Source organism: Asaia sp. W19 (assembly GCF_003994335.1).
GTDB lineage: Bacteria > Pseudomonadota > Alphaproteobacteria > Acetobacterales > Acetobacteraceae > Asaia.
On the sequence record NZ_PNQZ01000031.1, the window covers coordinates 63,862 to 83,568 of the forward strand.

Genomic DNA, 19,707 nt, shown 5'->3' on the forward strand with positions numbered 1-19,707 from the left:
CGTAACAAAGCTTGCGTTTCCGTCAGCGCGTGCTACCCAATGTGCCGCTAGGCTTCATGTCGCTCGGAAAATGTTGCTGTCCGCGCTCTCAGCTCGGGCCGACTGCCGCCGATCCGCCTAAGGCGTTGTGCATTTTTATCTTGTCTCGTTCATTTAACATTTGGATGTTTCGTATTTAATGCCCATAGCGGCAGGCGAAGCAGCCCGCGGCACAAAGGTCGAGGACACCCAATGTCAGTATTCAATGCGCTCACGACGGCTGTCAGCGGCATAAACGCGCAGTCGACTGCCTTTACGAATTTGAGCAACAACATCGCAAACAGCCAGACTGTTGGATATAAGGCCGATACGACAGCGTTTCAGAATTTCGTCGCGGGTTCCTTGATAGGCAACACAGCTTCCGCAGACGTCTCGGATTCAGTTTCTGCAATCACCGTGCAGCACGTTGACGATCAGGGAACACCGACAAGCAGCAGCAACAGCCTTTCCTCGGCCATTTCTGGAAACGGACTATTCGTTGTCTCGAAAGCGACCGGAGCGAGCAGCACAAGCACGACGCAGTTTTCCAACCAAAGCTATTTCACCCGGAACGGCGAGTTTTCCCAAAATAACCAGGGCTATCTAGTTAATACGAGCGGCTACTATATGGACGGCTACATGGTCGATCCGTCTTCCGGCCAACTCGGAACGACTGTGACACAGATTAATGTCGGAAACGTGGCTTATCGTCCGCCCCAGACGAACACGCTCACCCTTACCGCAACGGTAGGGACGATGCCGGCAAACACGGCAAATTACACCGCCGCCGATGCGCAAACCTACACGACGGCTCCAGTGACAGTCTACGATGCGAACGCAACCCAGCATCACGTAGCGCTTACCTGGTCGCAAAGCACAACCAATCCCTTGGTCTGGACCGCGAGCGCGTACGACGCGGATGGCACCGGGGCAATCAATCAGGCGAACAACACCTATAACGTCACCTTTAACAGCAACGGCACGCTGGCAAGCGTGACTGATTCGACCGGGGCGGCCGTTGGATCAACGGCGAGCGGCGCTGCCGTTACCTTGCCGATCACGGCCTCCTACGGCACGAACTCCACCCAGACGATCAATCTCTCCCTCGGCACCATTGGCGGAACGAGTGGAACGATCATGGCGCAGTCTACAGGGACGGCCAGTAAGAGTGCAGTCTCGAGCCTGACGCTAGACAGCGCAAATGCAACGCTGACTGAAAATAGCGCGCAGATCGGAACCACGACCGGCTCAAATCAGAGCTACATGACATCGCCAATCGAGGTCTCTGGCACACCCGTCTCGCTACGCTGGTCACAGACATCCGCCTCCCCCCCGACATGGAGTGTCTCGGCGATAAACTCGTCAACTGGCGCCGCGCTGAGCGCTTCGAGTTCAATTACCTTCAATGCCAATGGGACAGCAAATTCGCCTCCGACCAGCCTCTCCGCGACAATTAACGGGCAGGCTTACACGGTCAATCTTCCAAACATGACCAACGCAGCTAGCCCGCTCCTCTCCACATCGAGTTCGCTCGGTCTGGATACAACGGCATTGACATCCGATAGCATCGGCACGGGCACCTATCAGGGTGTGCAGATACAGGGCGATGGTTCGGTCATGGCTCAGTTCAGCAACGGCGCGTCACAGCTCGTCGGAAAAATTGCTCTTGCCAACTTCGCCAATGTAAATGGTCTTAATGCGGTGGACGGGCAAGCCTATACGGCAACCTCCGCATCGGGCAATCCCGCCATCGGTACTGTGGGCGCCAACGGGACGGGGACGCTTTCCGTCGGCTATACGGAATCCTCAACGACAAATCTCACGAGTGATCTCTCTGCACTGATCGTGGCGCAGGAAGCTTATTCTGCAAACACTAAGGTCATCACCACTGCTGATACGCTGTTGCAAGCGACGATTGCCATGAAGCAGTAACCACGGGGCTTCGAAGCTTCGCTTATGGCCACGCCCGTGACACCGTAAGGTGTCACGTCGAGGCCGCGCTTTTAGCGTTATGCGGAGCTTCCCGCGTTACGTCATGCGTACTCTCGGAGTCGATACTTTTGTACGCGTGCGTGGCTCCCTTAATGTCACGCGCCTGCGCCCCTCGACCAAACTAACGCCCGAAGAAGGTGAGCAATAAACAAATGAGTGACTCCCGTGCGAACGATGATCTCGACATCAATATTGTTGGGGAGGATCGGCTCGGAAAGACGGCTCAACCAAAACGCAAACGTCTCATTCTCATCGTCTCTTCGTTGGTGTTGCTATTGACCATTGGGGGCGCGGGCTACTTTGCGATCCATAAGGGCTGGCTATTTTCTCACAAGGATTCGGCAGATCCTGCAGGTCAGGCTCCCACACAAACAACCATTCTGGCCGTGCCATCGATCATCTCAAGCCTCGATAACGGCGAAGGACGCCCCGTATACGTCAAGATGACGGCGCGAGTTGAGATTGCGGGCGTACAAAATGAGGCGTCCCTGCGCCGGTACATTCCGCAGATCCAGGATATTTTCCAGACGTATCTGCATGAGACACGCCCACAGGAAATAAGAGGCAATGGCGTATACAGGCTCCGTGAGACACTGCTGAGACGTCTGCGCATCGAGATCGCGCCTCTGAACATCACGAACTTCTACATCACCGAATTCCTCATCCAATAAGGCAAATTTGCATATCTACAGAGCCCCTATATCCAGGTAGAGTCGCGTCATGCCTCCCAGAGAAGATCATATACCGCCCGCCCCCGGCTCAGAGAGCGCTGCTTCTACAAGTGACTTCAGCAGCGACTATTTTAATGATGTCCCCAATGATTTTTCACCGGACGAGACATTAAGCGAAATGCTCGATCAGTCCGAGATCGATAACCTTCTTGGAGGCGCATTCAGCGACCTGCCCGAGCGCCACGAGAGTGGCATGGAGCGCGTCATCAGAGCCGGGTTTGTCGCCTATGAGCGCATGCCTATGCTCGAGATCGTTCTGGACCGGCTCGTGAGGCTCCTGACAACGGGCCTCAGAAACTTCACGAATGACAATGTCGAAATCACGATGGAGTATACGCGCTCCATGTGTTTTGGCGATTATGTTAACAGCGTACCCTCATCCTCGCTCTTCGCAGTGTTCAAAGCTGTGCAGTGGGAAAATTATGGCCTTATCGTCATAGACTCGGCACTGGCCTACTCTATCATCGATATCCTCATGGGGGGGCCGCGCGGCAAGGGACATTCGGGCACCGAGGGTCGGCCTCATACCGCGATAGAACGTACCCTCATAGAAAAACTCATGACGCTCACATTGAGAGAGTTGTCGATCGCATTCAGTCCGGTGTGTCAGGTTGATCTCGTATTCGAGCGGCTTGAAGTGAGTTCGCGGTTTGCGGCCATCGCTCGAGCCTCGAATGCGGTTGTCACATCTAAAATGCATATCGATATGGAAGACAGGACCGGCAATATGGACCTCGTCATTCCCTATGCGACCCTTGAACCCGTGCGCGACCTCCTCTCCCAGCAATTCATGGGAGAGCGGTTTGGGCGCGATTCAGTGTGGGAGAACCATCTGATCTCCGAGATCATGGAGACAGATGCCGAGATATTGGCCGTTCTGGAGGAACAGACCGTCCCTCTTTCCACATTGCTCAAGATGAAGCCAGGCACGCAGCTTGTCTTCCCTCACAAGGTGAAAAATACGCTGCCTGTCACTCTACAATGCAATCAGACAACTCTATTCGAGGGTCATCTTGGTCAGTCCTCAGGAAAGGCGGCCGTCAAGATTGACCACAGGCTTGTCCCGGAAGATAGTCCCCACATTCACAACCCAAGCGACGTACCTTCCGAACCGCGAGCGACGGTCTAATCCCCCGTGAGCGCTAAGGAAAATAAGAAAGTGATGGAGGCTTGAACGTCGATGCTCGCTCAGATCCAGGTGTTCATAGAAGCAGCTCTATCCGTCCTGCTCCTGCTGGGCATCGCCTATAACTTCCACATAAGCAAAACGCTCTCGGCTCTGAAGAGCGACAGAGCCAGCCTGATCAAACTTATCGAGAAGCTCGAAACCAGTATAAAGAACGCCCATGATGGCGTCGAAAAGCTGCGCGTGGCAGGTCAGGTCAGCGGCCGCCCCTTAAGCCGGACCATCGAGCAGGCTAAGATTGTGGGCGGTGAACTCGATACCCTCGTCGACAAAGCAGACTCGAAGGCCGAGCAACTGAGCGTGCTCACGAGACAGGCGGAGACAAGCGAGCAGGCGCTTGGAAAGCTCCTAGAAGACGCTTCCGATATCAAACTGGATATGCTTCGAAAGATCGAGACACCCATTCTGCACGATGACGATGATTCGGCCGATAGCGCCACAGAAACTCCTGAAGCCCAGGCGGAACAACCTCAAACGAGCGATACGCTTTCACGGGTTCCCCATCCTGCGGCCGCCATCTCCTCAAATCTGGACAAGCCGAAGCCCGTTCATCGAAGCGCACGACAGCGCCTGAGCAGTAAATTCCTGGGCGAATAACTCAGCGGGACGATATCACCAGGCGGCGCCACTAACATAACGGGGCTGCGTCGGGCCAGGATCCGCGAGATTAGACCAGGCACTCCAGTCCCAGCCTGACGTATCACGCCTATTCTCGGCGGCCATTTCCGCCACTGAGGGAACGTTTTTTATTGGCACATGCTGATTTTTTACGATAGGCGACGAGTTCAGCAAGTAGACGAATGCAACATCCGATCCCATGTATACGCAACCGCACCCAATCGGGTCTGCATATAGATAAACTAGCCCAGCCGGAGACGGACGATAAGTCATAACGCCTGGGGGCAGCGAATTCATCATCGCATAGCGAGCCGTCGTGTTGGCCGGATGAGCAACAAACCCTGCATCCGCTATGCGCTTGCCCATGGTGAGGTACGGCTTGGCTGGTGACTGACAGGACGTCAGTGTCATGAGCGCCGCGAAAGCGCCCCCACTCGACCTCGAGAGCAGCGAGCCAGCTCTGAACAGTGCCAACTTGCGACCCTGACTCCCCCTGGTCCCGTACGCCCTGATCGCGTCTTCCGATTGCGAAGCAGGGCGCGCCCCATCATTGCTAGGTGTCACTTTCCGATTCTCAAATATCGCTACGCAGGGTGAGCGCCTCACTTTGCGCCGTTCGAGCAGCATAGCGGCCGGATGCACTATAGGCTTGCTGCTCCTCGTCCACATGCGGCGCACAGATCAATTTCAGGAACTCGGTCTGCGCGGCAGAAACATGCTCGAGGAGAGCTTGATTCTCCGCAACACGCTGGATCAAATTACTCATCGTCGGTGCTAGAGCCGCCTTGTTTCCATTTTCTCGTTCGAAGCGAAGCAATGCCTCTTCCAGCAGATTGGAGAGCTTCATCTTGCGCTCTAGTAGAGCCTCAACCGCTTCCGGCTTACCGGCGCGTAGCTGAGCATTTTCCTCCTCAAGCAAGACCATAAAACGCGAAATAATCTTTTTGACCGCTATCGAACCGTCAGTTCCTGCGCCGTTCATGACCCCGATTGCTCCTGCATCGCTAGTATCTGTCTGTAGACACTCTCCGCGATACCCACACCGCCATTCTTCGCGATCTGCTTACCCATCTCCAGCACCTGCAACGAACGGAACTGCTTCTCGGCTGCCCCCCCACCGAACGCGTTATCGGACACGTCAGCGGTATCGAACATGGGTTGAAGCAACTCCCCCAGCGCGAGGCCCTCGAATGACTCCGCAGTTTCACGCGCCTTGTCGGCGCTTGCGCTACGGGCCTTCCTCTGTGCATCGTCAAGAGCGTCGTTCTGCGCGCCGGAAAGAGGGGAAACCGCTGGAAGCGTCATGCCTATCATCTTATCGTACCTCTAGATCGGCTTGTAGCGCCCCGTCGGCCTTGATCGCCTGCAGGATACTGATCATATCCCGTGGCCCCATACCAAGGGCATTCAAGCCCGCAACCAGACTGGCGAGAGTCGGGCCTTCGCGTAGTATCCCCAGCCGGTGGGAGCTGTCTGTGCTGGCGTCGATTTGTGTGCGCGGCACGATCGCCGTCGTTCCATTGGAAAAGGGCGCAGGCTGGGCAATGAGCGGAGTCTCTGTCACTTGGATCGTCAGGTTTCCCTGAGCGATGGCAACAGTGCTGATACGCACATTATCCCCCATGACGATTGTTCCGCTCGCTTCATCAACAATGACCTTCGCCATTGTGTCTGGTTCGATCATGAGGTCTCCGATCCTATAAAGCAGAGAAGGAGCGTCCCGTCCCGCCATATTCACGGAGATCGTCCGTGGGTCATCCATACGCGCCATACCCCGCCCCAGAGAACGATTGATCGCGGTGACGATCCTGTTTGCAGTCGTGAAGTTCGGATTGCGCAGGGAAAGATGGATCAGTCCGCCACTCCCGAGAACAACCGGAACCTCTCGCTCAACCACGGCCCCGTTGGCGATATGCCCTGTCGTCGGAATATTGCGCGTCGCGGAAGCTGCGGCACCCCCGACGGCGAAGGCGTTCGTAACGAGCGATCCTTGCGCAACGGCGTAGACCTCGCCGTCGGCCGCCTGGAGCGGCGTCACAAGCAGAGTGCCCCCTGCGAGGTCCCGGGCATCACCAACGGCAGAGACGGTCACGTCAATACGACCGCCCCCATGAGAAAACGGAGGGAGGGTCGCCGTGACCATCACAGCGGCAACATCGTGAGTTTGCAGCTGCACTTCGCGATCTCGGATATTCACCCCGAGCCTGTTCAGCATGCTTATGAGGGTCTCACGCGTGAAAATCGTGTTCGTCAATCGATCGCCGGTCCCGCGCAGACCGACAACGAGTCCGTACCCCACAAGCTGGTTATCGCGCACACCCTCATAATCGACGATGTCTTTCACCCGCACGGCCGTCGCATTCGCGACTGGCGCATAGAGCCCGACGCCAATCAATAAGCAGAACATGGGCCCGCAAACGAAGCGACCGATCGTGCCTCCACTATTCCGGAAGCGCATTACATGACCGCGCAGCCCAGCTCGAGTCCTCGCAAGAAACGTGGAACGGAATTTTGTGATCAAGCGGAATACCCTGCACCGTCGACTGCCATCGTTAACGAGGGCCTGTTTGCGGGAGCCTACGATAAGGAAGAGTCGCTTTCAACCACAACAAGGTTAATGCTTCGTATCGCAGGGACGTTTGAGATGCTGCCGCAACGCTGCGGAAAATTATGGTTGGCTCAGCCTGCGGTAATCCTGTAACGGAACGCAGGCATCTTTTGTCTGAATGGCCGCTCCGAGTGCGGTGAGTCCTCATCCCATGACCGGCTGCCAATAGGCGGCCTGCCCTCAATTTCGCTGGTAGGCGATCTGGAAGCATGACCGCAGAACAATCCTCCGGTTTAAAAAAAGGCAGTCTGCGCCTCGCTGCGCTGTGTATCGCTATTATTGCGCCTGCCGCACCGGGGCGTGCCCAAAGCTTCCAGGCGGAACAGTGCCGTATCGCATCGAATCAGGCAGAACGCTCGCTCCACATTCCTGATGGTTTCCTGTACGCGATCAGTCGGGTCGAGAGCGGAAAGACCGATGCGCAGGGACATCTCTCAGCATGGCCATGGACAATCATGGCAAACGGGGTTGGCCATTATTACGATAGCAAGCAAGAGGCCATCACAGCTGCTACGGAGTTCCGCAAGGAAGGTGTCCTGTCAATCGACGTCGGCTGTCTGCAAGTGAACCTGCAACAGCATCCCGATGCTTTCCCGACACTTGACCAGGCATTCGACCCTATGTCGAATGCCCTTTATGCGGGACGTTTCCTCACCCAGATGCACGACAAGATGGGCAGTTGGCCACGTGCCGCCGCGGCTTATCACTCACAGACCCCGGGGCTCGGAACTCCCTATCAGTGGAAAGTGCTCGAGACCTGGGCAATACCGGACGACGAGCAGGTTGCACCCGTAGCGAACCAAAAGCGTCCGCTCCGCGGCGCCCCAGTGGCCGTGCCGGAAAAAACACGCAGTCAATCACCGTACGGCGACGCTATCCTCGCAGATGCGGGCGAAGGGTCGCGCCCCGTGGTGAAAGCGTTCCACCCGTTCCAGGGATTTAGTCATTTTACGCAGCCCCCTCTCCACCGGTCCGGGATGAACGGGATGAAGGGACGCAGTCTTGCCTCGTACAGGAGCATGCCAACACAACTGGCACGCCCTACAGGGTGACCCGTCAGGCCGGGCGCATGTCGATCCATAGCCTCAAAGCTTTGGCAACCTCTTCGAGGACAGGCTGAAACGAACGCTGGTTTGAGCGAAAAACCCGCATCGTAGGGTACCAGGGGCTTCCCGTCCCTTCGTCCCCCCATCGCCAACACGCATCCCATCGGCTTATCAACCAGACCGGACATCCCAGTGCGCCCGCCAAATGGACCGGGGATGTGTCGACCGAAATGATCAGGTCGAGACCGCGCATGAGAGCTGCGGTATCGGCCAGATCGCGGACGTCGCCCATGGGATCGTAAATCATTTGGCCGGTCCAGGCCTTCAATTCCTCCCTTGGCGCTCCAAACTGAAGATTAACGAAAATGGCGTCCGCCGGCAAAATCGCGCCCGCCATGTCGTTAAATGAAATTGAACGACGCATGTCCGCGAGCGCGAATTCCGAACGATGGCGTCTTTCGCCTGCCCACACCAACCCGATACGCGGACGCCCGGAAGGCAGTAGCGCGCCCATTCTTTCGCGATCACTCGGGACCTCTGAGAGATAAGGCACCGCAGCGGGAATGTCATGTACGGTCCGCATGCCGGTTATGTAGGGAAGATCGGGGATCGGAGATACGTAGTCATAGGCGCCAGTCTCGCTGATCACGCCAGGCTCAAGCACCGTCATATCAGGGAAAGAATGTCGAAGTAGACGAATGAGGGGCTGTGGGACGGAGATATCAACTCGTGCGCCGCGCGCGGCAAGCGTGGAGGCATGGCGTATGAACTGAAGCGTGTCTCCAAGACCCTGCTCCTGGAAAAGAAGAATGCGCTTGCCCGCAACATCGACTTCCGGGCGTAGCCGCGGCATAGCACGCAGCCACTCCTGCTGCCTGCCGATCTGCAACTCCCGACCGAAATAGACCGGCCACCCCCGTTCGAACTGGCCCGCTTTTATCAGTGTACATGCGTAACCGAAAATTATGGCCTTGCGTCCGGACTCACGCCTCAAAGCCTTTTCATACCAAGGGAGCGCTTCAGTAGAGCGATTGAGCCGCTCAAGAGCACATCCAGCATTATTCAACAAAGAAGCGGTCTCGTCGCCATCCTTGAAAAGGCTTTTCAGGACCTCCAGAGCTTCCGCAGGATATCCCACTTCCAGCAGGGACATACTGATGAACTCGCCTATCTCCGCCTTGTGCTCAGGGTAGGTCGCCATCATACGCGCGAAACTCGCGCACCCTCCCCCCAAATCCCCACGTACAATCTGCAAATGAGCGAGAAATGCTTGCGCGGGAACCTTGTCAGGTTGCAGACGGATGACGTTGCGCAAGAGGATTTCTACAATATCGTACCGCGTCGTAAAGCGCAGGACGAGCGACGCGCCCGCCATGGAAAGCTGCCACTCCTGTTGATGAACAGCGATCGTCTCAAGGATAAGCTTAAGTCCCGCCATACCGTCGCCGGCGCCTAGCAACGCTTCACAGGTTTCAACGAATTTTTCAGGAGCAGGGGGCATGCCGGGGTTTTTCGACCACGCCTCCCCGGTCGACGGTGCATCATCCACCGCTCGCGGAACAAGGCTTTGCGGGTCATGTGTCATGCGATCACCGATCATGTTCGGACTATTGATTGGGCGGGTTCGCGATCAATGAACGCGTAACGCTTAATATCTTGCCTCATCCGCGCGAGTCGGGATACCTCTAGCCTCGAGATTCGGGCGCAAAGCGGAACAATTTGCGCCACATACCCCACAGAACGCTCCGTCTGGGTTTCCTGCATTCAAGAGCAGGCGCCATAACGACGAAGGCTAGGAAAGCGGACATCTTGGATAGCGCAAACGTTTCCCCGGTCTCCCCCCCCTCCCCCAACCGCCCCTACTCTGGCGGAAAAACAGCCGCACGCCTCCTTTCATCTCTCTCGGGTCAGGTTAACCGCGCTTCGCAATCAGTTCGCGACGGCAGTTACAAAACGTCCTGGCGCAGGGCTATTCCGGGCACCGATGTCGGTCTCGCCATCGGCGTGCTCCTGCTTCTTTCGATCCTGATCATCCCACTTCCAACCTTCATCCTCGATCTTGGCCTGTCGCTGTCGATCACCTCCAGCGTACTCGTTCTGATGGTCTCTCTGTTCCTCGAACGTCCGATCGAGTTCACCTCTTTTCCCACTCTGCTTCTGTTGACGACGCTGCTTAGGCTCTCTCTTGAAATCGCCACGACACGCCTGATTCTGAGCCATGGAAGTGAGGGGACTTACGCCGCGGGCCACGTCGTTGCGGCATTCGGTGGTTTCTTGATGGCGGGCGATGTCGTGATCGGCGGCATCGTGTTCAGTATCCTTCTCGTCGTGAATTTCATGGTGATCACGAAAGGGTCCGGGCGTATTGCCGAGGTGGCGGCGCGCTTCTTTCTGGACTCGATGCCGGGAAAGCAGATGGCCATCGACGCGGAGCTCTCGTCGGGTGCCATCAACGACAAGGTCGCGCGGCTGAAACGCAAGGAACTCGAGGATGAGAGTTCGTTCTACGGTGCCATGGATGGCGCCGCAAAATTCGTGCGAGGAGACGCGATTGCCGCGCTCATCATCACAGCCATCAACATCGTGGGGGGGCTCGCCATCGGCGTTCTCCGCTACGGCATGCCGATCGGTGATGCGGCGAGCACGTTCACCACACTCACGGTAGGTGATGGTCTCGTCTCACAAATCCCGGCCCTGCTCGTTTCAACGGCTTCTGGTATCGTCGTCACGAAAGGCGGCACCTCCGGCTCTGCGGACGTCACCCTTGTCCGTCAGCTCGGCGGAAATCCCAAGCCCATGGCCATGGCCGCGGTGCTGTCCGGCTGTTTCGCACTTATGCCCGGCCTGCCTGCATTTCCGTTTCTGACCATTGGCGCGCTCGCCGGAGCTGCCGCATGGTGGCGTTGGAAAGTCCCGGCGTCCGATGACGCGGAAGCTGAGGTGAGCGATACCGCCCCCGCTCCCTCCGCCACCCCTATTTCCGAAGTCCTCAAGTTGGACCTTCTGCGCCTGGAGCTTGGTTTCGGGCTTCTTCCCATGACCAACGGGGAAAACGCGCAGCTCACCGAGCAGATCAAGGCGCTGAGAAGAACCATCGCCTCCGAAATGGGATTCATCACACCGCCTATCCGGATACAGGACAATATCGTCCTCCCATCCGATCGCTACGTGATCAAGCTCAAGGAGATTACGATCGGCTCAGGAGAAGTGCGCCCCGGTCGTCTTATGGCGATGACGCCGTCGGGAGGCACGCCGGACCTTGAGGGCGAGAGAACGACCGAACCTGCTTTCGGTCTTCCGGCGGTGTGGATCGCTCCTGCGCTGAAGCCCAAAGCCATGGCTCTGAAATGTACCGTTGTCGATCCTGCGAGCGTGCTTGTTACGCATCTGAGCGAACTTGTGAGACAAAACCTGCCTGACCTGCTCACATACGTCGCCACGCAGAGCCTGTTGGATGAACTGCCCCGAGATCAGCAGAAGCTCGTGGGCGACCTGATCCCTTCTCAGGTAACCCTGAGTACGGTTCAACGGGTTTTGCAGTCCCTGCTGGCGGAGCGCGTCTCGATACGTGACCTGCCGACAATCCTAGAGAGCATCCAGGAAGGCAATGGCCTGGGTCTGCGCGGGATCCAGGCATTGACGGGCCACGTTCGTATCCGTCTTTCACGACAGATCTGCAGCGGATTGGAGGGTCCAGCGGGATATATTCCCATGATCACGCTTTCTCCCGAATGGGAGAATGATTTCGCCAACCATATCGCCGGACAGGGAGACGAACGGCGCCTGGCCATGCCGCCCTCGATGCTCAATCGCTTCGTGCTCAAGCTGCGCGATGCCTTCAATGCAGTGTCCACGAGCGGTGAAGTACCCGTCATCGTGGTCTCTTCTGCGGTCCGTGACCCCATGCGCTCCATCGTCGAGCGTGTCCGCCCGGCGGTGCCCGTATTATCGCAGGCCGAAATCTATCCTCGAGCGCGGATCAAGACGGTGGAAACAATCTCCTAGTTTCGCGTCCTTAAAATTTTCACAGCTGAAATCGAAGCGAAGAGGTGCCTAGTAGCGGGGAGGTTCCGGACTGACGACTGCTGCGCGTCCTGTCGACGAAATTGGCTGCCGATTAGCCGAAACGTTCCGTGCATCGCATTGTGCGCCGCATCACTTGATGATTGACAATAGCAACAAACAGTCCTCTCTTCGCTTTCCTCCAAAGTTCAGTCGGTACCGCGCGCGTCATGACGCATGGGAGACATAGAAAGAAAAAGCGAGGAGTCTCGACATGACCGGAACCCTTCTTACCGATTTCAATCGCAAGCAGGACTTCATCGGCATGAATGAGAGCGACGCCGCGGCGTTGCGCTCGATGGCCGAACTCATAAGGAACGAGCTTCCGACAGCACTCGATGGTCTTTATCGTAAAATTCGTGAAACGCCTCAGACACAGGGCTTTTTCGGCGACGACGCCCATATGGCGCGTGCAAAACAGGCACAACTTGATCACTGGCAGCGTATCGCCGGGGCCAGATTCGACGAAGATTATGTCGCGCACGTACAGAGGATAGGTGCGGCTCATGCCCGGATCGGTTTGAATCCAAGCCTTTATATTGGAGCCTATGGTCAGGTCCTCGTCCCCCTTATCCGCGCGGTCATCGAGGAAAGCGTCTCCAAAGGACTTACGAGCAGATTTTTTCCGTCAAACGCGAAGAAGGTTTCTGCGCGGATAGAGAGTCTCATCAAGGCTGTCTTGCTTGAGATCGATCTGACAATTTCGTCCTATATGGCGGGTGTCGATGAGGCCCGCGCGCGACTGCAGGAAGAGCAAGAACGACGCGCTCAGGAAGATCGCTCGACTGTCACAGCCCTCGGAGAGGCCTTGAGTGCCCTGGCCAACGGAGACCTCTCTCGCCGGATTGCCGATGGCGTCATACCGGATAGGCTCGATGCCCTCAGGCAGCACTTCAATAAGGCTGCCACAACGCTCGAGCAGACGATACGCGATATCAGTGCTGAGGCGGCCCATGTGGGGACCAATGCCAGCGAGATAGGTCATGGTGCCGACCAACTCTCCAGCCGCACCGAGCAACAGGCGGCCGCGGGTGAGGAAATGTCCGCCGCACTTGGGCAAATCGCTGAACGCGTCAAGCAGACCGCCATGGAGACGCGCAAAACCGAGCAAATGGTCATCGTCGCCCGGCGTGAGGCCGAGCATGCTCATGCCATCAAAAATGACACCATCGCAGCGATGACCGCCATCGAGACCTCGTCTCAGGAAATCGGCGGGATCATCACAATTATCAACGAGATCGCGTTCCAAACCAATCTACTCGCGCTGAATGCAAGCGTGGAGGCTGCCCGAGCAGGTGACGTTGGGCGTGGATTTGCCGTTGTCGCAAATGAGGTCCGCGCCCTCTCCCAGCGTTCGCGCGAAGCTGCTGAAGCAATTGGCAGGTTGATCGCGCAGTCGGCCGGCAATGTGCGGCTCGGCGTGACCAAAGTGCGGGAGGCCGGTCTCGCACTGCAAAAGGTAATGGAGCAAATCCGTGAAATAAGCAGCGCCGTCACAGTCATTGCCACCTCCGCCCAAGGCCAATCCCAGAGCCTGACCGAACTCGACGTCGCCATGAGTGGGCTAGAGGAGACAACCATGAAAAACGCCGCTGCGGCCGAGGAGAGCGCCGATGCGGTACGAAGCCTCATCGATACTGCGAGCTCGCTCAGCCAGCTCGTCAGACGTTTCGTCATCGCGGGGGAAATTGACGGCGCGGCCACGAGAAAAAATTCTCGCACACTACCCACCCTGGAATCGCCACCTGAGTGCGAAGGAAGGCGCAGGGACATTCTGGAAACCTCTTCGTAACCTTCTCGGGATAAACTTCGTCACGAACCGGGGAGTTGGAGAGACTGATATGGCCATAACCAACATATCGCCTGTCGCCAGCTATCTCTCCGCTCTGAAAGACGAAGATCTCGCGGCATCCAATTACGCGAAGAGCGATGTTGCGACAAAACAGGCCGTTGCTGCCTTCGAGAAGAAAGCGCCGGCGATCACCTCAGCAGATGCCCTTCTAAAGGACTACTCATCTCTCAAGGTTGTGCTCGGCGCCTTCGGCATGGGGAATTACGCCAATGCAACCGCACTGATCAAGGACCTCCTCACCCAGGATCCCAGCTCCAGCACGTCTCTGGCGCGCAAATCTCAGAACGCAACCTGGCTGGCCTTTGCCGATGCCTTCAAGGTGTGGGGTCAGAACAAGGGGAGCACGGCAGACACAACGTTTATTGCTGGTTCCGGCTCGACGGCGCTGAGCACGACCTATAAACCAACGACGACGCTCACTATGAGCGCCACCCTTCCCTCGGCAGCGTCAACCGGCCAGATCTATACGTCCCCCTCGGTCACCGCGTATGACGATCTCTCCGGAGCCCATCAGGTCGCGCTCAAATGGACACAGAGCAGCTCTGATCCATTAAGCTGGAATGTCTCCGCCTATGATGCGGATGGCAACGCCCTGGTCGCGAATAACGAATTCAATGTTGTTTTCAATAGCAACGGTACGCTCGCTTCAGCCAGCAACGTGTTCACGGGCGCTAGCATCGCCTCGGGAGCCTCTGGGCAAGCCGTATTGCTCCCCATTACTTTGAATGACGCAAATGGCAAGGGACAGGCCATCTCGATTTCCTTGGGATCGCTCGGGGGTGGGACGGGTGTGACGATGGCGGAAAACAGCTATCAAGCGACGAGTTCGAACCAGTCGGTCCTGCTTCAGAACGTAGACTCTTCCAGTACCTCCCTGACGATGCCCTCTGCAACGCTCGGCACTATCTCTGGAACTGACCAAACCTACGTCACCGCCCCGTTCGACCCAAACCAAGCCTCTGATGACGCGAATAACGTGACACTCGGTCGCACCTATCTATCGGTCAAATGGGCGCAGGACAGCAGTGATCCCGGAACATGGAATGCGTATGTTGTTGATCCCTACGGCTCGACAGTCAACAGCACCCTTGTCTCTGTCGGGTTTGACGCATCGGGAAATCTGCTCAAGGTGAACGGGCAGTATACGCATGATATCCCCTCGCTCAAAGCAACCGTAAATGGAGTGCAGTACAGTGTAGCGTTACAGCCCCCCAACCTTTCTCAAACCGCGCAGGCGCCTCAAACGGTCTTGACGAGTGACAGCACGATAGCAAGCACCGTCGATGGCGTATCGATCGACCAAATCATCTCGAATTATGAGAAGCAGCAATATGAGTCGAACGATGCGAATACGGATAACGGGGTAGGTAATGCCCTGTATTTCACGCGTAAAATGAGCAGTGTGACCTCGATCAATCAGCTTATGTCCGATACCAAGCTGTTGCAGGTCGTGGAGACTGTGTCCGGATATGATCCATCGACATTCGGCGCGCTCAGCTATAACCAACAATTGCGTATGCTCACCAAGAAGGTCGACTTCTCAAAGTTGAAGACGCCTGAGCAGATCCAAAAATATGCCGAACAATATCTGACACTTCTTCAGATCACCCCCCAACCCGTTGATAAGCCTGCAGACATGCTTGACTTGTTCGGTGGCGACAACTCCAAGTCCGGCATCTTGGCCCTTTTCGATGACAATGACAGCTCATCGTCCTCAAGCGTCTATTCCGGCCTGTTTTGAGCGCGCAGTCCGCCACATTTTCTGAAGCATGGCTCGGCTCCCTCGCTTCACGTCTTGAGACGATAAAACACGCTGTTGAGACACCCCTCGATGACGTCCCCGTTGCCACGCTGGAGGGTTCCGTCACTGCAGTGACCGGTCTTTCAGTATCTTTGTCCGGAATGACAGGATTCACTGGTGTTGGAGATCGGGTAACGCTTCTCGCCCTGGATGAAAGCAAAGTTGACGCCGAGATCGTTGGCTTTCGCAACAGCGAGGCCATCGCCATGCCGTTTGGGCCATTAGACGGGATCGGCGCCGGCTGTCGTGCTCTGTTCCCTTTACCTCCTTATGAAACGCGAAAGGGGCGTTCTGGGGCGTTCTTGACGGTCAGCGACGATCTCATAGGGCGCGTCATCGATCCGATGGGGAGACCAATTGACGGCAAGCAGCCGCTCTCCCCCAACGGAACGCCGTGCAATGTTCGCGCCAAGCCGCCTGAGGCGGCAATGCGCGCGCGCCTCGGGCCGCGTGTAAGTCTCGGCATTTCTGCGCTAGATTTGTTTGCCACATGCCGGGAAGGTCAGCGGCTAGGGCTTTTCGCAGGTTCAGGGGTTGGGAAATCAGCCCTGATGGGTATGCTCGCACGCAACAGCAACTGCGATGTTGCGGTGATCGCGCTCGTAGGTGAACGCGGGCGTGAGGTACGCGAGTTTCTCGAGGACGATCTTGGTTCAGCAGGATTGTCCAAAGCCGTCGTCGTTATCGCCACGTCCGACTCTCCTCCTCTCATGAGACGGGAGGCGGCTTACACGGCGACGACCATAGCCGAATATTTTCGCGACCAAGGCAAATCCGTTCTTATCCTCATGGATAGCGTCACGCGCTTTTGCCATGCTCTGCGTGAGATCGGCCTTTCCAGTGGCGAACCTCCAGCAACAAGAGGATATCCCCCGAGCGTTTTCGCGGAGCTGCCGAAGCTCCTTGAGCGGGCAGGACCGGGCCTCCCCGCGCCCAATCGAAAGACGGGACAGATCACGGCGATCTATTCAGTGTTGGTGGAAGGTGATGATCACAATGAGCCCGTTGCAGACGCCGTTCGTGGCATACTCGACGGCCATGTTGTTATGGACCGACGCATTGCGGAGGCGGGGCGTTACCCGGCAATAAATGTCCTCAAGTCCCTCTCGCGCACGGCATCGGGTTGCAATAACGCAGAGGAAATTGCCCTCACCCGCGAAGCGCGAGCGACATTGGCCGTATGGGACGACATTCAGGACATCGTGCAACTCGGCGCCTACCGCGAGGGGAGCGATGCCAAATCCGACCGCGCGATTCGGCTCGCTCCTGATATAGAGTCTCTTCTGCAGCAAGATCGCGCCGAGGTCAGAGCGCTTTCCGATAGCTTTCTTGCCCTCAAAAATCTCATAGCGGCCTATGGGGGCCCGCAATGACGCGGCGCCTGCGTGCGCTCGCATCCCTCGTCAAACTCAGGGAACGCGAGAAACAGGCGGCGAAGTCAGGTCTCATCGCGATGCGCAGGCTCGAAAGCGAAGCTACGGCAAGCGTGGCTTATGCCACCGAAACACTTGCTCTGGAGCGTCAGATAGCCTCTGAGGGCAACGCAACAATGGAGGACTTCAGGGCCTGGTTTCCGGCCGGGCTTGAAAGGCTCGCAACCGCAGAGGAGGCAGAACGCGCAGCAGTGGTGCAAACCGAGCGAGCCAAAAACGTTGCCTTGCGAGCGGCGCTCGAATGCAAGGCAACAGAGACGCTCTTCCGGCGTCGAGAAAAAGAGCGTAATGATTCTCACGTACGCCGTGAGCAGGCGGAGCTCGATGAGTTATCATTACGGGCCCGGCAGTTCCGCGGCTTACGTGTTTGACAAGATTGTTTTAACGCCCGGGGAAGCCGCGTTTTGTCACGCGCAATAACCTGTTCATTCCAGCCTGCTATGACAGCGGTGCATCCTTATTTTCAGTAGCGATCAGGAACGTTATGGAAGAGACACAGAACGCCAAGATATTCATCGCGACGCCCTGCTTCGGGGGGCTCGTTACGCAGGAATATATGGAGTCGATCATTGCTTGCACGAGTATCATTCGCATACCAATGACCCTGTCTTTGCTGGGTGATGATGCGATGGTTAGCCGCGCGCGCAACACGCTTGTCCATCAATTCTACACCCGTTCCGATGCGACGCATCTCCTCTTCGTTGACGCGGATATCGGGTTTCCAGCGGAAGCACCTGCACGACTGCTCGCAGCGGACAAGGACGTCATCGCGGGAATGTATCCGATCAAGGAGCGCTTCTGGGACAAGGGAACGCAGGAAAACCTCAATCGCGGCGAGAAGATGGAAACTGCGTCTTTGCGCTACGTGGGTGAAACAGATGCGATGCACGGGTCCTGGGAAAAAGGGCCGCTTTTCAGGACCCATTACGCTGGAACCGGCTTCATGATGATCAGCCGCAAGGCGATTGCCGCAATGATCAAACATCACCCGGAAACCGCCTATAAGCGCATCGACGCTGCTGGCTCCGGTGACGGCGCGATGTGTTACGCCTTATTCGACGGAAGCATCGACCAGGAAACAGGCACCTACCTGAGTGAAGATTTCACGTTCTGCAAGCGTTGGCGGGATTTGGGAGGTGAGGTCTGGCTGGATACTTCGATCGCCCTTAACCATGCTGGACGAGCGGGATTTGAGGGGACCCCTTCTTCGCGTCTTGGCATGTTGCATCTAAAGGGACGATAACGGGAACGCAGGGCGCTCATGGCCAAAAAGAACCGACCAACTGTCATCATCCGCAAATCCGCGGATGACGGCCATGAAGCCCATCACGGCGGCGCTTGGAAAATCGCTTACGCTGATTTCATGACTGCAATGATGGCGTTCTTTCTGGTCATGTGGCTGCTGAACGCGACGACCGACGAACAGCGTCGCGGGATTGCACAGTATTTTAACCCTCTAGCCGATGAGAAATCGGCAGTTCCGCCTGAGAAGATCGTTGACACCCCTCCCGCTCCCATGATGGGCGGCAGCAGCTTCGATCGCCTGGAAGATGATGCCAACATGGATACGGCGGGACCAGTGCCGGTCCCTTACGTAGGCCATGGTGCTTCGTCACCAATCGACGCGGTACCGGCAATCCGTCATCAGACGGAACACGAATCACTCCCAGTTCAGGCAGCAATTGTACCGATTGGCGGCCCAGAAAGCGGTTCACGTCAAGACAAGCCGGGACCAGTGGGCTCCGAGGCAGCGAAAGCCGAGCAGAAAAGCCTGGGCGAAATGACGGGCAAGTTGGAAAAAGCGCTGAGGGATGGCAGCGAAACAAGCGCCTATACCGACAATCTCTCGATATCCTATGGGAGAAAAGAGGTCAGGATCGAACTCCATGACACGCGGAATGTGCCCATGTTCGATCTTGGCGCCTCGAGCCCAAACAAGGCGGGCCGCGCGATGCTCACCGAGATAGCCAAATGGCTCGCCCCAATGCCAGAGCGTATCTCAATTGTCGGATACACTGATGGCGCCCCCTACAAAGGTAAGGTTTCGGGCGCGATGTCGAACTGGACACTCTCTGCATTGAGAGCCGACCAATCTCGTGAAATCCTAGTCAAGGCAGGGTATCCCGATACCCGGCTTCTCGACGTTTCAGGGGGAGCCGACCGTGAGCTTGCGGTACAGGCAACACCCTCTGCGGCTGCCAATCGTCGTGTTGTGATCATTATGCATCGCCTTCATCCAAATATGGACTCACCATCTCCCGAGCCCCCCAATAGTGGGGAGGCGCGTCAAAAAAACCTAGATAATCCCCCTAGCCCGAAATAAATTATCGATCGCCTACGGCGGCGCTCCTCGCAGAGAC

Annotated in this window: 16 protein-coding genes; 12 read left to right on the forward strand and 4 right to left on the reverse strand. The window is 56.9% G+C overall.

Annotated elements, in window-relative coordinates; translation table 11 throughout:
- Nucleotides 1-231 precede the first annotated feature (231 nt).
- From C0V97_RS07330 to C0V97_RS07345, 4 genes are all read left to right on the forward strand, one after another.
- Entirely contained in the window at nucleotides 232-1,950 is a 1,719-nt protein-coding gene (locus tag C0V97_RS07330; RefSeq protein WP_127101979.1) for a flagellar hook-basal body complex protein, read from the forward strand.
- Nucleotides 1,951-2,162: 212 nt separating this feature from the next.
- On the forward strand, nucleotides 2,163-2,681 hold the full coding sequence (gene fliL, locus C0V97_RS07335; RefSeq protein WP_127101980.1) for a flagellar basal body-associated protein FliL: 519 nt from the start codon (nucleotides 2,163-2,165) through the stop codon (nucleotides 2,679-2,681).
- A gap of 178 nt (nucleotides 2,682-2,859) precedes the next feature.
- Nucleotides 2,860-3,870, forward strand: a complete 1,011-nt coding sequence (fliM, locus tag C0V97_RS07340) for a flagellar motor switch protein FliM (RefSeq protein WP_233582031.1) — start codon at nucleotides 2,860-2,862, stop codon at nucleotides 3,868-3,870.
- Between the two features lie 51 nt (nucleotides 3,871-3,921).
- Complete coding sequence (locus tag C0V97_RS07345; RefSeq protein ID WP_127101982.1) at nucleotides 3,922-4,524, forward strand: DUF6468 domain-containing protein; 603 nt, start codon at nucleotides 3,922-3,924, stop codon at nucleotides 4,522-4,524.
- A gap of 595 nt (nucleotides 4,525-5,119) precedes the next feature.
- Here C0V97_RS07345 and C0V97_RS07355 read toward each other — a convergent pair.
- Genes C0V97_RS07355 through C0V97_RS07365 form a run of 3 tightly spaced genes read right to left on the reverse strand, consistent with a single transcriptional unit; the run spans nucleotide 5,120 to nucleotide 6,952 of the window.
- Nucleotides 5,120-5,527, reverse strand: coding sequence for a hypothetical protein (locus C0V97_RS07355; protein WP_127101984.1), 408 nt, complete (start codon nucleotides 5,525-5,527; stop codon nucleotides 5,120-5,122).
- On the reverse strand, nucleotides 5,524-5,850 hold the full coding sequence (locus C0V97_RS07360; protein WP_127101985.1) for a rod-binding protein: 327 nt from the start codon (nucleotides 5,848-5,850) through the stop codon (nucleotides 5,524-5,526). Before C0V97_RS07360 ends, C0V97_RS07355 begins: the two co-directional genes overlap by 4 nt.
- 10 nt (nucleotides 5,851-5,860) lie before the next feature.
- Nucleotides 5,861-6,952, reverse strand: coding sequence for a flagellar basal body P-ring protein FlgI (locus tag C0V97_RS07365; protein ID WP_233582032.1), 1,092 nt, complete (start codon nucleotides 6,950-6,952; stop codon nucleotides 5,861-5,863).
- Nucleotides 6,953-7,362: 410 nt separating this feature from the next.
- On the opposite strand from C0V97_RS07365, the gene C0V97_RS07370 reads away from it, so the two are divergent.
- Nucleotides 7,363-8,205: a transglycosylase SLT domain-containing protein gene (locus C0V97_RS07370; RefSeq protein ID WP_127101987.1), complete on the forward strand. Its 843-nt coding sequence runs from the start codon at nucleotides 7,363-7,365 to the stop codon at nucleotides 8,203-8,205.
- 4 nt (nucleotides 8,206-8,209) lie between these two features.
- Here the strand turns inward: C0V97_RS07370 and C0V97_RS07375 are convergent, their stop codons facing one another.
- Nucleotides 8,210-9,784: a tetratricopeptide repeat-containing glycosyltransferase family protein gene (locus C0V97_RS07375; RefSeq protein WP_233582033.1), complete on the reverse strand. Its 1,575-nt coding sequence runs from the start codon at nucleotides 9,782-9,784 to the stop codon at nucleotides 8,210-8,212.
- A 386-nt stretch (nucleotides 9,785-10,170) separates the two neighbouring features.
- On the opposite strand from C0V97_RS07375, the gene flhA reads away from it, so the two are divergent.
- From flhA to C0V97_RS18320, 7 genes are all read left to right on the forward strand, one after another.
- Nucleotides 10,171-12,204 carry a flagellar biosynthesis protein FlhA gene (gene flhA, locus C0V97_RS07380; RefSeq protein WP_127102023.1) on the forward strand — a complete coding sequence of 678 codons (2,034 nt, stop codon included), beginning with the start codon at nucleotides 10,171-10,173 and terminating at the stop codon, nucleotides 12,202-12,204.
- A gap of 271 nt (nucleotides 12,205-12,475) precedes the next feature.
- Nucleotides 12,476-14,053, forward strand: a complete 1,578-nt coding sequence (locus C0V97_RS07385; RefSeq protein ID WP_127101988.1) for a globin-coupled sensor protein — start codon at nucleotides 12,476-12,478, stop codon at nucleotides 14,051-14,053.
- A gap of 49 nt (nucleotides 14,054-14,102) precedes the next feature.
- Nucleotides 14,103-15,854: a DUF1217 domain-containing protein gene (locus tag C0V97_RS07390; RefSeq protein ID WP_158625367.1), complete on the forward strand. Its 1,752-nt coding sequence runs from the start codon at nucleotides 14,103-14,105 to the stop codon at nucleotides 15,852-15,854.
- Between the two features lie 62 nt (nucleotides 15,855-15,916).
- Complete coding sequence (locus tag C0V97_RS07395) at nucleotides 15,917-17,287, forward strand: FliI/YscN family ATPase (protein ID WP_127102024.1); 1,371 nt, start codon at nucleotides 15,917-15,919, stop codon at nucleotides 17,285-17,287.
- Nucleotides 17,284-17,718: a hypothetical protein gene (locus C0V97_RS07400; RefSeq protein ID WP_127101990.1), complete on the forward strand. Its 435-nt coding sequence runs from the start codon at nucleotides 17,284-17,286 to the stop codon at nucleotides 17,716-17,718. Before C0V97_RS07395 ends, C0V97_RS07400 begins: the two co-directional genes overlap by 4 nt.
- A gap of 113 nt (nucleotides 17,719-17,831) precedes the next feature.
- Complete coding sequence (locus tag C0V97_RS07405) at nucleotides 17,832-18,590, forward strand: hypothetical protein (protein WP_127101991.1); 759 nt, start codon at nucleotides 17,832-17,834, stop codon at nucleotides 18,588-18,590.
- 18 nt (nucleotides 18,591-18,608) lie between these two features.
- The gene (locus tag C0V97_RS18320) at nucleotides 18,609-19,670 is read left to right on the forward strand and encodes a flagellar motor protein MotB (RefSeq protein ID WP_158625368.1); all 1,062 of its coding nucleotides are present in this window, start codon (nucleotides 18,609-18,611) and stop codon (nucleotides 19,668-19,670) included.
- Nucleotides 19,671-19,707: the final 37 nt, after the last annotated feature.

Excerpts from the sequence above, each read along its gene's own strand:
- C0V97_RS07345 (WP_127101982.1), top strand. The coding sequence starts at position 3,922 with ATGCTCGCTCAGATCCAGGTGTTCATAGAAGCAGCTCTATCCGTCCTG.
- C0V97_RS07375 (WP_233582033.1), bottom strand. The coding sequence starts at position 9,784 with ATGACACATGACCCGCAAAGCCTTGTTCCGCGAGCGGTGGATGATGCA.
- C0V97_RS07385 (WP_127101988.1), top strand. The coding sequence starts at position 12,476 with ATGACCGGAACCCTTCTTACCGATTTCAATCGCAAGCAGGACTTCATC.
- C0V97_RS07400 (WP_127101990.1), top strand. The coding sequence starts at position 17,284 with ATGACGCGGCGCCTGCGTGCGCTCGCATCCCTCGTCAAACTCAGGGAA.
- C0V97_RS07405 (WP_127101991.1), top strand. The coding sequence starts at position 17,832 with ATGGAAGAGACACAGAACGCCAAGATATTCATCGCGACGCCCTGCTTC.
- C0V97_RS07330 (WP_127101979.1), top strand. The coding sequence starts at position 232 with ATGTCAGTATTCAATGCGCTCACGACGGCTGTCAGCGGCATAAACGCG.
- C0V97_RS07360 (WP_127101985.1), bottom strand. The coding sequence starts at position 5,850 with ATGACGCTTCCAGCGGTTTCCCCTCTTTCCGGCGCGCAGAACGACGCT.
- C0V97_RS07365 (WP_233582032.1), bottom strand. The coding sequence starts at position 6,952 with ATGTTCTGCTTATTGATTGGCGTCGGGCTCTATGCGCCAGTCGCGAAT.
- fliL (WP_127101980.1), top strand. The coding sequence starts at position 2,163 with ATGAGTGACTCCCGTGCGAACGATGATCTCGACATCAATATTGTTGGG.
- C0V97_RS07355 (WP_127101984.1), bottom strand. The coding sequence starts at position 5,527 with ATGAACGGCGCAGGAACTGACGGTTCGATAGCGGTCAAAAAGATTATT.
- C0V97_RS18320 (WP_158625368.1), top strand. The coding sequence starts at position 18,609 with ATGGCCAAAAAGAACCGACCAACTGTCATCATCCGCAAATCCGCGGAT.
- C0V97_RS07390 (WP_158625367.1), top strand. The coding sequence starts at position 14,103 with ATGGCCATAACCAACATATCGCCTGTCGCCAGCTATCTCTCCGCTCTG.
- fliM (WP_233582031.1), top strand. The coding sequence starts at position 2,860 with ATGCTCGATCAGTCCGAGATCGATAACCTTCTTGGAGGCGCATTCAGC.
- C0V97_RS07370 (WP_127101987.1), top strand. The coding sequence starts at position 7,363 with ATGACCGCAGAACAATCCTCCGGTTTAAAAAAAGGCAGTCTGCGCCTC.